The 13,270-nt window shown below is 70.8% G+C and carries 13 protein-coding genes; 8 read left to right on the top strand and 5 right to left on the bottom strand.

Annotated features, from left to right (window positions below; translation table 11 throughout):
* Nucleotides 1-6: 6 nt before the first annotated feature.
* From ACYVOM_RS11455 to ACYVOM_RS11445, 3 genes are all read right to left on the bottom strand, one after another.
* Nucleotides 7-1,209 carry an MFS transporter gene (locus ACYVOM_RS11455; protein ID WP_460303269.1) on the bottom strand — a complete coding sequence of 401 codons (1,203 nt, stop codon included), beginning with the start codon at nt 1,207-1,209 and terminating at the stop codon, nt 7-9.
* A 121-nt stretch (nt 1,210-1,330) separates the two neighbouring features.
* Nucleotides 1,331-1,777, bottom strand: coding sequence for a TetR family transcriptional regulator (locus tag ACYVOM_RS11450; protein WP_460303268.1), 447 nt, complete (start codon nt 1,775-1,777; stop codon nt 1,331-1,333).
* 231 nt (nt 1,778-2,008) lie between these two features.
* The gene (locus ACYVOM_RS11445) at nt 2,009-2,956 is read right to left on the bottom strand and encodes a hypothetical protein (RefSeq protein WP_460303267.1); all 948 of its coding nucleotides are present in this window, start codon (nt 2,954-2,956) and stop codon (nt 2,009-2,011) included.
* Nucleotides 2,957-3,099: 143 nt separating this feature from the next.
* On the opposite strand from ACYVOM_RS11445, the gene ACYVOM_RS11440 reads away from it, so the two are divergent.
* The 8 genes from ACYVOM_RS11440 (at nt 3,100) to ACYVOM_RS11405 (ending at nt 11,807) form a co-directional block, all read left to right on the top strand.
* The gene (locus ACYVOM_RS11440; RefSeq protein WP_460303266.1) at nt 3,100-3,933 is read left to right on the top strand and encodes an EamA family transporter; all 834 of its coding nucleotides are present in this window, start codon (nt 3,100-3,102) and stop codon (nt 3,931-3,933) included.
* Between the two features lie 140 nt (nt 3,934-4,073).
* A complete protein-coding gene (locus ACYVOM_RS11435; RefSeq protein WP_460303265.1) occupies nt 4,074-5,393 on the top strand; it encodes an ABC transporter substrate-binding protein in 1,320 nt (439 codons plus the stop codon).
* Nucleotides 5,383-6,333: a carbohydrate ABC transporter permease gene (locus tag ACYVOM_RS11430; protein WP_460303264.1), complete on the top strand. Its 951-nt coding sequence runs from the start codon at nt 5,383-5,385 to the stop codon at nt 6,331-6,333. The genes ACYVOM_RS11435 and ACYVOM_RS11430 overlap by 11 nt, the downstream gene beginning before the upstream one ends.
* Complete coding sequence (locus ACYVOM_RS11425; RefSeq protein ID WP_460303263.1) at nt 6,330-7,151, top strand: carbohydrate ABC transporter permease; 822 nt, start codon at nt 6,330-6,332, stop codon at nt 7,149-7,151. Before ACYVOM_RS11430 ends, ACYVOM_RS11425 begins: the two co-directional genes overlap by 4 nt.
* Entirely contained in the window at nt 7,148-9,154 is a 2,007-nt protein-coding gene (yicI, locus tag ACYVOM_RS11420; protein ID WP_460303262.1) for an alpha-xylosidase, read from the top strand. Before ACYVOM_RS11425 ends, yicI begins: the two co-directional genes overlap by 4 nt.
* Complete coding sequence (locus tag ACYVOM_RS11415) at nt 9,151-10,380, top strand: GH1 family beta-glucosidase (protein ID WP_460303261.1); 1,230 nt, start codon at nt 9,151-9,153, stop codon at nt 10,378-10,380. The genes yicI and ACYVOM_RS11415 overlap by 4 nt, the downstream gene beginning before the upstream one ends.
* Nucleotides 10,381-10,416: 36 nt before the next feature.
* A complete protein-coding gene (locus ACYVOM_RS11410) occupies nt 10,417-11,421 on the top strand; it encodes a LacI family DNA-binding transcriptional regulator (RefSeq protein ID WP_460303260.1) in 1,005 nt (334 codons plus the stop codon).
* A gap of 23 nt (nt 11,422-11,444) precedes the next feature.
* Entirely contained in the window at nt 11,445-11,807 is a 363-nt protein-coding gene (locus ACYVOM_RS11405) for a YybH family protein (RefSeq protein ID WP_460303259.1), read from the top strand.
* A 15-nt stretch (nt 11,808-11,822) separates the two neighbouring features.
* Here the strand turns inward: ACYVOM_RS11405 and ACYVOM_RS11400 are convergent, their stop codons facing one another.
* Complete coding sequence (locus tag ACYVOM_RS11400; protein ID WP_460303258.1) at nt 11,823-12,248, bottom strand: hypothetical protein; 426 nt, start codon at nt 12,246-12,248, stop codon at nt 11,823-11,825.
* A 147-nt stretch (nt 12,249-12,395) separates the two neighbouring features.
* Nucleotides 12,396-13,262, bottom strand: coding sequence for an LLM class flavin-dependent oxidoreductase (locus ACYVOM_RS11395; protein ID WP_460303257.1), 867 nt, complete (start codon nt 13,260-13,262; stop codon nt 12,396-12,398).
* Nucleotides 13,263-13,270: the final 8 nt, after the last annotated feature.

The following is a 13,270-nucleotide window of genomic DNA, read 5'->3' as shown; positions in this document are numbered from 1 at the left end:
GCAGGGTCAGGCCGAGGCCCGGCCGAACGCTGCCGCGTGCTGCCCGGAACCGTCCCTGAGCAGCACCGCGACCGCCAGCGCCAGCGCCAGCGAAGCGCCGCCGACGATCCCGAGCGCACCGCCGAGCCCGGCCGTCGCCGCGGCGAGTCCGCCGACGGCCAGCGGCGACAGGAACTCGCCGAGGAACAGCGCCGAGGTCCACACGCCCGTGCCGCGTCCGCGCTGGGCGAACGACAGCCCGTCCACCGCCCAGGTGAGCAGCGTCGGCAGCAGCAGGCCGGTGCCGAACCCGGTGAGCACCGCTCCCGCGACCACCACCGGCACCGACCCGGCCGCGCCCACCAGCAGCAGCCCCGCGCCGGAGATCGCGAACTCCGCGACGAGCAGCGGCCGCAGCCCCAGCCGGGTCGCCTTCGCGAACAGCCCGGCCCCGACCGCCGTCGCCAGCGACATCAGCGCGGTGACGCCACCGATCGCGGCGCTGTCGGAGACACCGGCCTCGTCGAGCACGTACGAGAGCTGCACGATCAACGTGTAGAACACCAGCCCGCCCGCGACCGTCACGAGCACCGGGACGGCGAGGCGGCGGGCCGGCACCGGCTCGCCGGTGTCCTGCTCGGGCCGCTCCGGCTGCCATAGGAACCGCGCCATCGGCAGCGCGACGACCGCCGCGACGAGGTACAGCCAGAACACCGTGCGCCAGCCGCCCGCGCCGAGCGCCCCGCCGAGCGCGAAGAACACGGTGGCCGAGACCGTCGTGACGAGGGTCTGCACGCCGAGGTAGCGGATGCGGCGCGCGCCCGTCCAGTAGTCGGCGATGAGCGTGGTGCAGCAGGTCATGATCGCCGCCTCGCACACGCCGACCAGCGCGCGGCTGACGAGGATCGCGTGCAGCGAGTCGAGGTAGAGGGGCGCGGTGCCGAACACCGAGTAGGCGACCATCGTGCCGAGCAGCAGCCGTCTGCGGTCGAAGCGGTCGGCGATCGCGCCGGCGAAGGGCGCGCCGAGCGCGATGAACAGCGCGGGCAGCGTCAGCACGACCGGCACGAGGATCTCCGCGCCGCCGACCGACGCGAACTCCTCCTCCATCCGCGGCAGGACGGGCGACAGCAGCACGGCGCCGAGCACCGGCATACAGCTCCCGACCAGCAGCAGGACGAGCTGGACGGGCCCCGCCGCACGCGGGGGCACCGAAGGGGGATGGGACATGGGGTGGCCTCACCAGAGCGTTCCGGGGATGTGATGGCCATCACTATGTGCCGGAAGCCCGGGATGCGGAAGGCGGCTCTTTCGTATGTCTCCCATCCACCGGGTGGATACCCCGTGCGGCTCAGCCGAGGATCGCCTCGACGCCGAAGGCGAAGCGGTCGGCGAAGGAACCGGTGTCGAGGTGGGGCAGGACGCGGCGCAGCGCCGGATGCGCGTCGGCCGGCAGCGCGGCGGCCAGCCGGGACTCGCCGGGCGCGGCCTGCTCCTCCTGGGTCAAGCCGAGGGTGAAGTACAGCAGGGTCCAGGCCGTCCAGGCGGCCTCCTTCTCGGGGCGGCCGGTGTCCAGGAGGGCCGCCCGGAACCGGCCGACCAGCTCGCGGACCCGCTCGCGCGGCGCGTCGGGCAAAGCGTCGAGGGGCGCCTCCCCGGTGACGGCGTCGGCCATCAGCTCAAGCAGCCGGGTCTTGGTCTTCACATGCCACAGGACGGTGTTCATCCGGACCCCGAGGCGGTCGGCGACGGCCCGGGTGGACAGGCCGTCCAGCCCTCGGTCCTCCAGGACCTCCACGGTGCGGCCATGGAATCTCGCAAAGAAGAACAGCACTCTCGGCTGATCGCCGGGGCGGCGATGAGGGCCGGGGGAGCGGGGCCTCGGGGCGCGACCGCGACTTCGAGCCGCATGCGTTGGGCGCCGGGGAGCGCGGTCTTCGGTTCGCCTCGGACCCCCGTCTTCGCGGCAGGCGTCCATGACGGCCTGGCGGCGCTGGTCCGCGCGGGCGGCCCCGTGCGGGCCGCCGGGTCAGCGCGGGAGGCCGAGCCGCTGGAGTGACAGGGCGGCGAAGCCCTGGAGGGAGCGGTCCCAGGGGAGCGGGAAGGAGTCGGCGGGGACCGGATGGGCCGGAGCCTCGACGAGGAGGGTGAGGGCGCGTTCGGGGAAGGGGTCGGCGGCCCGGTGGGCGAGCGCGACCGCGGCGGTGAGGGCGACGGCCCGGTGCGGGGCGTCGAGCAGGCCGGTCAGGACCTCTGCGACGGCAGGGTCGGCGGCGGGCAGATGGGCGAGCGCGAGGTTGGCGCTGGCCCGGACGGTTTCGCGCCCCTCGGCGGGGACGGCGAGGAGCGCGGCCACCGCCGCGGGAGAGGCGGGATACCAGGCGAGGAGTTCGGCGGCGCCCGCGGCCACGACCGGATCGGGATCCGCGGTCCAGGCGACGATCCGGTCGTGGACGCGGCCCGCGGCCCGATGGCAGTCGCGGGCCCAGAGGACGACGACGTCGTTCATATCCGCCTCATCCGCCTCATCCTCCTCGGGCAGGTCGTCCTCCGCGTCTTCGTCTTCATCGTCCTCTTCGTCATACCCGTAGAGCCTGCGGGTCGCGGCTTCGGCGCGCTCCGGCGTCAGGCGCTCGGCGCGGGCGAACGCCGCGCCGACGTCGAAGGGCAGATCGGCGTCGTCGCGGTCGCCGAGCGCGACCGCCCGCAGCAGCCCCATGACGGAGCCGCGCCCGGGCGTCCCCGGATCGTCCAGGAGCGCGGCGAGGAACGGCACGACGTACGGGCTGGCCTCCCAGCGTGTGCCCTGATGGTAGACGTTCCCGTAGAGCCCGCGCGCCGCCTCCCGCGCCTCCGGATCGGCCGACGCCAACGCCCGGAGCTGCCCCGGCACGTCCTCGGCCGTCCCGTACGCGTGGTGCAGCGACGCCCACGCCACCTCGTCCAGCCCGTCCAGCGGACCCGTTCTCCCGGCCACCCGCGCAAGGCTAGTGCCGGAGGGCGATCACGCGCCGGTGAACCGGGTGACGAGGACGGCGACGCGTTCGGCGACGCCGGTGCGTCCACGATCGAGGGCCGGTATCCCTTCCCGTATCCGTCGCGGCACGGTGAAGTGCCCTCATGGTCACCGCAGCAGCCGTGCTCTTCGCCGGCTTCCTTCACGCCGTCTGGAACGCCCTGGCCAAGGCGGTCCCGGACAGGTACTTCGCCTTCGCCGTCATCGGGCTCGCCTCTTCGCTGGTCTGCCTGCCGCTCGCGCTGACGGGCCTGCCCGCCGCCCCCGCGTGGCCGTACCTGCTGGCCTCGGTGGTGATCCACATCGGCTACCTGCTGCTCCTCGCCCGCAGCTACACGCTCGGCGACTTCAGCCAGGTCTACCCCGTCGCCCGCGGCAGCGCCCCGCTGGTCGTCGCCCTGGCGGCGGCTCTGCTGGGCGAGCATCTGAGCGGCCTCCAACTCGTCGGCCTCGCCGCGGTCTGCGGCGGCCTCGCCGCCCTCGCCCTCGTCGGCCGGAGCGCGGCCCCCACCGGACCCGCCCTCGCCGCCGCCCTCGCGACGGGCCTTGCGATCGCCGCCTACACCGTTGTGGACGGCCTCGGCGTACGTGTGGCGGACGGAGCCCACAAGTACACCGCCTGGCTCTTCCTCCTCGAAGGCTCCCTCACCGCCCTGGGCGTCGTCCTCCTCCGCGGCCGCCGCGTCCTGTCCGCCCCCCGCAAGCTCTGGGCCATGTCGGCGATAGGCGGCCTGGTCTCCACCCTCTCCTACGGCATCGTCATCTGGGCCCAGACCCGCGGCGCCCTCGCCGAGATCGCCGCCCTCCGCGAGACCGGCGTCATCTGGGGCGCCGTCATCGGCGCCCTCTTCTTCGCCGAGCGCCTGGGCCCCCGCCGCATCACCGCAGCCGCCATCGTCGCCCTCGGCGTCATCCTCCTCAACCTCCCCCCGGCCTAGGCGCGTTCTGGGAGCGCTCCCAAATGCTGGGAATTGGGGGGTTGTGTCGTGGGTCACGGCGGCCTAGTCTGTCGAAGCGCTTCGAATCGAAGCGCTTCGACAGCAGACGTCGGGGGCGCTACCCACCCCTGGAGGACCCGATGCAGAAGAAGAGCAGGATCCCCGTCCTGCGTGGGCTGGCCGCGCTGGCGGTCGGCATGCTGGCGCTGACCGCGTGCGGCGGCGGAGCCGAGGACGAAGGGCCGTCCGGTGCCAAGGAGCTGCGGCTGTGGCACTACGAGAGCGCCGACGGCGCGATGGGCAAGGCCTGGGCGGCGGCCATCGCGAAGTTCGAGGAGACGCACCCGGGCGTCAAGGTGAAGTTCGAGGAGAAGTCCTTCGAGCAGATCAACCAGAGCGGCGCGATGGCGCTGAACTCCAATGAGGCCCCGGACATTCTCGAATACAACAAGGGCAACGCGACCGCGGGCCTCATCGCCAAGCAGGGCCTGCTGACGGACCTGTCCGACGAGGTGGCCGAGCGCGGGTGGGACAAGCTCCTCAGCCCGTCCCTCCAGACGACGGCCAGGTACGACGAGCGCGGCATCATGGGCGCGGGCAACTGGTACGGCATCCCCAACTACGGGGAGTTCGTCACCGTCTACTACAACAAGGATCTCTTCGAGAAGTACAAGCTCGAAGTCCCCACCACCCTCGACGACTTCACCAAGGTGATGGACGCGTTCGTCGCCGAGGGCATCACCCCGCTGGGCAACGCGGGCGCGGAGTACCCGGCGCAGCAGTACCTGTACCAGCTCGCCCTGTCCAAGGCCGACCGCGCCTGGGTGGACAAGTACCAGCTCTACAAGGGCAAGAACGACTTCAAGGACCCGGCCTGGACCTACGCGGCGACGACCTTCGCCGACTGGGTGAAGAAGGGCTACATCGCCAAGAACTCCGCGGGCACCAAGGCCGAGGACATGGGCGTCGCGTTCATGAAGGGCGACTTCCCGATCCTGGTCTCGGGCAGCTGGTGGTGGGGCCGCTTCCAGCAGGAGGTCAAGAACTTCGAGTGGGACTCGTTCCTGTTCCCCGGCAACGCGCTCAACGCCGGATCGAGCGGCAACCTGTGGGTCGTCCCTGAGAACTCTAAGGCCAAGGACCTGGCCTACGACTTCATCGACATCACGATGAGCAAGGAGATCCAGAACATCCTCGGCAACGAGGGCGGCGTCCCCGTGGCGGCCGACCCCGCGGCCATCGAGGACCCCAGGTCCAAGCAGCTGATCGAGCTCTTCGGCAAGGTGAACTCCTCCGACGGCCTCGCCTTCTACCCCGACTGGCCCGCGCCCGGCTACTACGACGTGCTGGTCCAGAACACCCAGAAGCTCATCAACGGCAGCGCCACCCCGGACCAGTTCCTCGACGGGATCGCGGGCCCGTACGACGAGAACATCGAGGATCAGGGCCTTGGCGACTGAGGTCCGCAAGGGCGGGCGGGCGGCGGACGTCTCCAAGGGGACCCCGCCGCCCGTGCGGCCCAAGCGCACCGCGTCCTACTGGCTGTACCTGGTGCCGAGCGCGGTCCTGTTCACTGTCGTCATCGGCGCCCCGTTCGTCGCCAGCACCGTGCTCGGCTTCACCCGCTGGCAGGGCATCGGGACGCCGGAGTGGATCGGCTTGGAGAACTACTCCCGGCTCTTCCAGGACGAGCGGTTCTGGCAGTCGTTCGAGCACAACCTCGTGCTGATCCTCGCGATGGCCGTCATCCCAACGTTCCTCGGCCTGGTCCTCGCCTCGGTCCTGTTCGACTTCGTCGGCAGGTTCTACGGCCCTCGGACGGCGAGCGGACTGCGCGCGGCGTTCTACCTCCCGCAGGTGCTGCCCGTCGCCGTCGCCGGCGTGGTGTGGACGTGGATCCTGAACCCGACGGCGGGCGCGCTGAACGCCGTCCTCGAAGCGATCGGGCTGCCCGGCCAGGACTGGCTGGGCGACGAGAGCCTCGCGCTCCCCAGCGTCGGCGGCATCCTCGTGTGGCTCCAGATCGGCTACCCCGTCGTCATCTTCATGTCCGGCCTCCAACGGGTGGACCCGTCGCTTTACGAGGCCGCCGAGATCGACGGCGCGGGCTGGTGGCGCAAGTTCCGGCACATCACGATCCCGCAGATCCGCCCGGAGATCTTCGTGGTGCTGCTGACCTGCACGATCGCCGCGCTGAAGGTGTTCGGCCCGATCTACGTGCTGACGCGCGGCGGGCCCGGCGGGGCGACGAACGTCCCGTCCTACTTCTCCTACCAGAACTTCTTCCAGAAGACGCAGGTCGGCTACGGCTCGGCGATCGCGACGGTGCTGACGCTCGTCATCGTCGTCGTGACGTTCCTGTTCCTGCGCGCCCAGCGACGAGGGGAGGAGACGCCGTGATCGCCCTGCGCAGGCACGCCGTCCTCACCGCGCTCATCGTGCTCGCGGTCGTCATGCTCGTGCCGTTCGCCATCGTGCTCATGAACGCGGTGAAGACCCCTGCCGAGTACTCCTCCGGAGGCCCGCTCGCGCTGCCGGAGTCCATCCATATAGAGGCGCTGAAGACGTTCTGGGAGCGGGTCGACTTCGGCCGCAAGCTGTGGAACAGCGCCCTCATCGCCGGGACCGTCGCGGTCCTCGCGGTGCTGCTGTCGGTGCTGAACGCCTATGCGTTCGGGATCGGCAGGGTGAAGGGCAGCACCTGGATCCTCGCGGTGTTCCTGCTGGCCAACACGCTCCCGCAGGAGCAGCTCGTCTACCCGCTGTACTACGGCGCGAAGTGGCTCGGCCTGTACGACACGAGGCTGTCGGTGATCATCATCATGACGGTCATCCAGGCGGCGTTCGGGACGTACCTGCTGTCGGCCGTCTTCGGCACCTTCCCGCGCTCGCTGCTGGAGGCGGCCGAGCTCGACGGGGCGGGCCGCTGGCGGGTGCTGTGGCGGGTCGTGGTGCCGATCAGCCGGCCCACCCTCACCGTTCTGATGATCTTCTTCTTCATCTGGACGTGGAACGAGTTCTTCCTGCCACTGGTGTTCCTCATCTCCAACGACAACCAGACCGTCCCGGTCGCGCTGGCGACCACGGCGGGCGACAAGTACATGGACGCCACGATGCAGAGCGCCGCATCGCTCCTCGGCGTCCTCCCCGCGATCGTCTTCTTCCTGCTCTTCCAGCGGACGCTGACGCGCGGCATCACAGTGGGGGCCATCAAGTGAAGTTCACCGACGGGTACTGGCTCATGCGCGAAGGGGTCGAGGCCGCCTACCCGGCCGAGATCCTCGATGCCTCCGCCGGTCCCGGCTCGCTCACCCTTCGCGCGCCGGTCGTGCACGTGCGGCACCGGGGCGACCTCCTCAAGGGCCCGATGCTCACCTTCGAGTGCTCCGCGCCTGCCCCGGACGTCGTCGGCGTGAAGATCACCCACTTCGCGGGCGGGTTGGACCGGGGGCCGGAGTTCCCGCTGGACACGGCGCCGCCGGAGACGTCGGGGGAGATCGGTGACGAGTACGCCTCGCTCACCTCCGGCGCGCTGACCGTCCGGTTCCGGCAGGGCGACTCGGCTTGGCGGATGGAGGCCGTCGCGGAAGGCAAGGTCCTCACCGCGACCTCAGCCAAGTCCACCGCCTACCTGACGACGCCCGAGGGCGCGTTCGTGCGCGAGCAGCTCGACCTCTCCGTCGGCGCACACGTGTACGGCCTCGGCGAGCGGTTCGGCCCGCTGGTGAAGAACGGCCAGACCGTCGACGTCTGGAACGCCGACGGCGGCACCGCGTCCGAGCAGGCGTACAAGAACGTCCCCTTCGTGCTCACCGACGACGGCTACGGCATCTTCGTCGCGCATCCCGGCCACGTCTCGTTCGAGGTCGGTTCGGAGAACGTCTCGCGGCTCCAGTTCTCCGTCGCGGGCGAGTCCCTCGCGTACTACGTCATCTACGGGCCCACGCCGAAGGACATCCTGCGCAAGTACACCGCGCTGACCGGCCGCCCCCCGCTGCTGCCGGACTGGTCGTTCGGCCTGTGGCTGTCCACGTCCTTCACCACCTCCTACGACGAGCAGACCGTCACGTCCTTCATCGACGGGATGGCCGAGCGGGACATCCCGCTGTCGGTGTTCCACTTCGACTGCTTCTGGATGAAGGAGTTCCAGTGGTGTGACTTCACCTGGGACTCCCGCACGTTCCCCGACCCGGCCGGGATGCTGAAGCGGCTGAAGGACCGGGGATTGAAGATCTGCCTCTGGATCAACCCCTACATCGCGCAGGCGTCCCCGCTGTTCGAGGAGGGCAAGGCCGGCGGCTACCTTCTGAAGCGCCTGGACGGCTCAGTCTGGCAGTGGGACCACTGGCAGCCCGGCCTCGCGATCGTCGACTTCACCAACCCGGACGCCCGCGCCTGGTACCAGGGCAAGCTCGCCGCGCTCCTCGACATGGGCGTCGACTGCTTCAAGACCGACTTCGGCGAGCGCATCCCCGTGGACGTCGCCTGGCACGACGGCTCCGACCCCGAGCGGATGCACAACTACTACACCCAGCTCTACAACGAGGCGGTCTTCGACCTGCTGCGCGAGCGGCGCGGCGAGGGCGAGGCGATCCTGTTCGCCCGCTCCGCGACGGCCGGCGGCCAGAAGTTCCCGGTGCACTGGGGCGGCGACTGCGAGTCGACGTTCTCGGCGATGGCCGAGAACCTGCGCGGCGGCCTCTCGCTCGGCATGTCCGGCTTCGGTTACTGGAGCCACGACATCGGCGGCTTCGAGGGCACACCCGACCCCGAGCTGTTCAAGCGCTGGACGGCGTTCGGCCTGCTGTCCTCGCACAGCCGCCTGCACGGCAGCCAGTCCTACCGGGTGCCGTGGGCGTTCGACGAGGAGGCCGTGGACGTGCTGCGGCACTTCACGAAGCTCAAGGAGCGGCTGATGCCGTACCTGCGCGGCGTCGCCCGCGAGGCCCACGAAGAGGGCCTGCCGATGATGCGGGCGATGGTGCTGGAGTTCCCCGAGGACCCCAACTGCGCCTACCTGGAACGCCAGTACATGCTCGGCTCCGACCTGCTCGTCGCGCCGGTGTTCGCCGCTTCGGGGGACGTCACGTACTACGTCCCTGAGGGAGAGTGGACGCACGTCCTGTCGGGGGAGACGTTGACGGGGCCGCGCTGGGTGACCGAGAACCATGACGTCATGAGCCTGCCGCTGCTGGCGCGGGCCGGAGCGGAGGTGCTGTGACCTTCCCGGAGGACTTCGTCTGGGGCGCGGCGACCGCCGCGTTCCAGATCGAGGGGGCGCTGGACGCGGGCGGGCGCGAGCCCTCGATCTGGGACGCGTTCCCGCACGTCCTGAACGGCGACACCGGCGCCGTCGCCTGCGACCACTACCACCGGTACCCCGAGGACGTGAAGCACCTCGCGGACCTGGGCGTCACCGCCTACCGGTTCTCGATCTCCTGGCCCCGGGTCACGCCCGGCGGCAGGATCGAGCCGCGCGGCCTCGACTTCTACTCGCGGCTCGTCGACTCCCTCCTGGAGCACGGGATCACCCCGTACGCCACGCTCTACCACTGGGACCTGCCGCAGCGGCTCCAGGACCGGGGCGGCTGGACGAACCGGGAGACCGCGTACCGGTTCGCCGGATACGCGGCGGTCGTCGCGGGCGCGCTCGGCGACCGGGTGTCCGACTGGATCACGTTGAACGAGCCGTGGTGCTCGGCGTTCCTCGGGCACGACACCGGCGACCACGCGCCGGGGCACCGGTCGCGGGTCGAGGCGCTGACCGCCGCGCACCACCTCAACCTCGCGCACGGCCTCGCCGCCCGGGTCCTGCCGGGCCGCGTCGGCGTCACCCTCAACCCGCACGTGTTCCGGGGCGAGGCCGAGGCGGTCCGCCGGGCCGACGCGCTCGGCAACCGGATCTTCTTCGGCCCGATGCTGGACGGCGCCTACCCGGCCGACCTCATCGCCGACACCGCGTCCGTCACGGACTGGTCGTTCGTGCACGACGGCGACGAGGCCACCGCGCACGCCCCGCTGGACTACATCGGGTTGAACTACTACGCGCCGCACTACGTCACCGGGGGCGACCCGGACGCCCCCGTCACCGACATGGGCTGGCCCGTGGACGCGTCAGGGCTGACCGAGCTGCTCGCCCGGTTCGCCCGGGAGTATCCGGATCTGCCCGTTCTCATCACCGAGAACGGCGCGGCCTACCCCGAGGAGGTGTCCGACGAGCGCCGCGTCGCCTACCTGCGCGACCACCTCCAGGCGGTCCTCGACGCCCGGGCCGCGGGCGCCGACGTGCGCGGGTACTTCGTGTGGTCCCTGCTCGACAACTTCGAATGGGCCTTCGGGTACGCCAAGCGATTCGGCATCATCCACGTCGACTACGCGACGCAGCGCAGGACGTGGAAGGACAGCGCGCACTGGTATCGCAAGGTCATCGCCACCGGGCGCCTGTGACGCCCTAAGGTGCCGATGACGGAATGAGGACGGGCTTTGGTCAAGATCAGTGATGTGGCGCGGCACGCCGGGGTGGCGCCGAGCACGGTTTCCTACGTGCTCAGCGGCAAGCGCACCATCTCCGAGGACACCCGCCTCCGGGTGCAGGAGGCCATCGAGGCGCTCGGCTACCGGCCGCACGCCGGGGCGCGGGCGCTGGCCAGCAACCGGTCGAACGTCCTGGCGCTGATGCTGCCGCTGCGGCCCGGCATCCACGTGCCCGTCGTCATGCGGTTCGCCGCGTCCGTCGTCACCTCGGCGCGCGCGCACGAGCACGACGTCCTCCTCCTCACCCAGGAGGAGGGCGCCGACGGCCTGCGCAGGGTCACCGGGAGCGCGCTGGCCGACGCGCTCATCGTCATGGACGTCCAACTCCACGACGACCGGATCCCGCTGCTGCGCGAACTCGACCGCCCCTCGGTGCTCATCGGCTTCCCGGCCGATCCCGGGGGCCTGACCTGCGTCGACCTCGACTTCCGGGCGGCGGGCGCGCTGAGCGTCCGGCACCTCGCCGAACTCGGCCACCGGTGCGTCGACCTCGTGGGCTCCCCGCCCGAGGTGTACGAGCGCGAGACGGGCTTCGCCCAGCGGGTCGCCGAAGGCTTCACCGAGGCCGCCGCCCACTACGGCGTCACCTCGGCCATCCACCCCTGCGAGGCCACCCCCGAAGCCGCCCGCGCGATGGCCGAACGCCTCCTGTCCCTCCACCCGGAGCTCACCGCAGTGGTGGTGCACAACGAGCCCGTCGTCGCACCCCTCGTCACGGCCTTCCGCGACCTGGGCCTGCGCGTCCCCGAGGACCTGTCGGTCGTGGCCCTCTGCCCCGACGAGATCGCCGAACAGGCGGCCTTGCCCCTGACGTCGATCGCCATCCCCGCCGACGAGCTGGGCTCCCGCGCCGTCACCCTCCTCATGGCCAAACTCGACGGCGCCGACGTCCCCGACGCCACCCTCCTGCCCCCTCACCTCACCATCCGTGCCAGCTCGGCCCCCCGCCGCTGACGAACCAGAACAGGACCCCGCAGATGGACCACGCCGCAGCGAAGCGTTTCGCCGCCGAATGGGAAGCCGCCTGGAACAGCCACGACCTCGACCGCGTCCTGGCCCACTACGCCCCCGAGGTGGAGTTCCGCTCGCAGCTCGCCGCCCGGCTCATCGAAGGCTCCGACGGCGTCATCCGCGGCATCGACCAGCTCCGCGCCTACTGGACCGAGGGCCTCCGCCGCAACCCGGCCCTCCACTTCAAGGTCACCGACGTCCAACTGGGCCTCGACACCATCGTCATCGCCTTCCACCACGAAACCGGCCAACACGCCACCGAAATCCTCACCTTCCACCACGACCGCATCATCTGGGGCATGGGCGCCCGCTCCCCCCACCCCTCCTGAGCCTCGGCGATTCCGTCATGACGCCTGATCGGTGCCGGCCGGGTCCGGGGTGCGGGCTCGATCGGACCACACCGAATATCGTGGTCGACTCTCGAACCGGGGAATCTCCCGGCCGTCGACACCCAGGATTTTCCGTTTCCCCAGCGGCGCGTCGAGCGGCACCTCGGCCTGAAAAGTGATCCCGGCGCCGATGCACAGTTCCTCTTCGACATCCGCGTCGAGGGAGACCGAATCAGCGCTCTCCTCGCCGGCTATTTCGACGCTCACGGTGCACGATGAGCCGTCATAGACCGCGATGAGCCGATTTGGGTGCGCCTCATCGATCCAGACTCCCCAGATCGGGCTTACCTGCGCAACGGGCAGGGGTTCCTGCTCGGCGCAGGCGACCAGCAGTGCGAGGAGAGCCCCGCCGATGACGCTCTGGACCACTCTGTCCGGCAAACGCTTCTCCCGACGATCTCCATTCCGGGACGCGGGGCCTCCGGAAATTCCATCCTAAGGGCAGCCGCAGGCCAAGATCTTCTGAAGAGAGCAGGGCGCAAAGGTCGGTGAAGCGGGCGAGATCGGTTCGCGAAGGGTCGACAGGTCCTAGGCGTCGGCGACGGCTTGGGCCAGGAGGTCGATTTGGGGTTGGGCGGAGGTGGTGGGGATGAAGATGAGTTCGTCGCAGCCTTGGGCTTCGAAGGCGTTGGCGGTCTCCTGGACCATGTGGGGGGTGATCGAGGCGGACTGGGCGACGGCGTTGGCGGCGGCTTCGCCGAGGAAGGCGTAGTAGCCGCGGAGGTAGGTGTCGGCGTGCTCGCGGGCGTCGGGGCCGAGGGCGAAGTAGGTCAAGGCGAGTTTGCGGGGGACGCCTTCGCGGCCCGCGGCCTGCCAGGCGGCGTCGACGGCTCCCGCGGCCTGCGCGAACTGGTCGGGTGAGCCGCCGCCCATGATCCAGCCGTCGCCGATGCGGGCCACCCGCTGGAACGCGGCCTCGGACGCGCCGCCGATGATGAGCTCGGGGCCTTCCTCGCCGACGGTCTCGGGCCCGATCCGGTGCACGGGATCCGGCTCGGACCAGATCCGCTTCATCTCGTCGAGCTGCTGGTCGAACCTGCGGCCGCGCCGCTCGGTGCCGAGCCCGCTGACGGTGTAGTCGTCGCCGCGCCCGCCCAGTGCCATGCCCAGCACGAGCCGCCCCCGCGAGATCCGGTCGAGGGACGCCGCCTGCTTCGCCAGCAGCGCCGTGTTGGTGTAGAGGGGCGCGATCAGCACGCTCGTCGTCAACCGGATCCGGGTGGTCGCCGCCGCGGCGGCCGTCAGCGCGATCAGCTCCTCATACCCCGAGTGCGCGAGCCTCCCGATAGTGCCCAGCGTGCTGAACCCCGCCGCCTCGGCCCCCTGCGCCCACGTGCAGAGCGCCGGCCCGTCCGTCCCGATGACGGTGTTGGGCAGCCCGATCCCGATGTCCATCCAGCCCT

The sequence above is a fragment of the Actinocorallia aurea genome, from assembly GCF_054783995.1.
The sequence above is the reverse complement of the archived record's forward strand: the minus strand, read 5'-3'. Positions and strand labels throughout refer to the sequence as shown.

Excerpts from the sequence above, each read along its gene's own strand:
- ACYVOM_RS11440 (WP_460303266.1), top strand. The coding sequence starts at position 3,100 with ATGGTCACCGCAGCAGCCGTGCTCTTCGCCGGCTTCCTTCACGCCGTC.
- ACYVOM_RS11435 (WP_460303265.1), top strand. The coding sequence starts at position 4,074 with ATGCAGAAGAAGAGCAGGATCCCCGTCCTGCGTGGGCTGGCCGCGCTG.
- ACYVOM_RS11395 (WP_460303257.1), bottom strand. The coding sequence starts at position 13,262 with ATGGACATCGGGATCGGGCTGCCCAACACCGTCATCGGGACGGACGGG.
- ACYVOM_RS11405 (WP_460303259.1), top strand. The coding sequence starts at position 11,445 with ATGGACCACGCCGCAGCGAAGCGTTTCGCCGCCGAATGGGAAGCCGCC.
- ACYVOM_RS11455 (WP_460303269.1), bottom strand. The coding sequence starts at position 1,209 with ATGTCCCATCCCCCTTCGGTGCCCCCGCGTGCGGCGGGGCCCGTCCAG.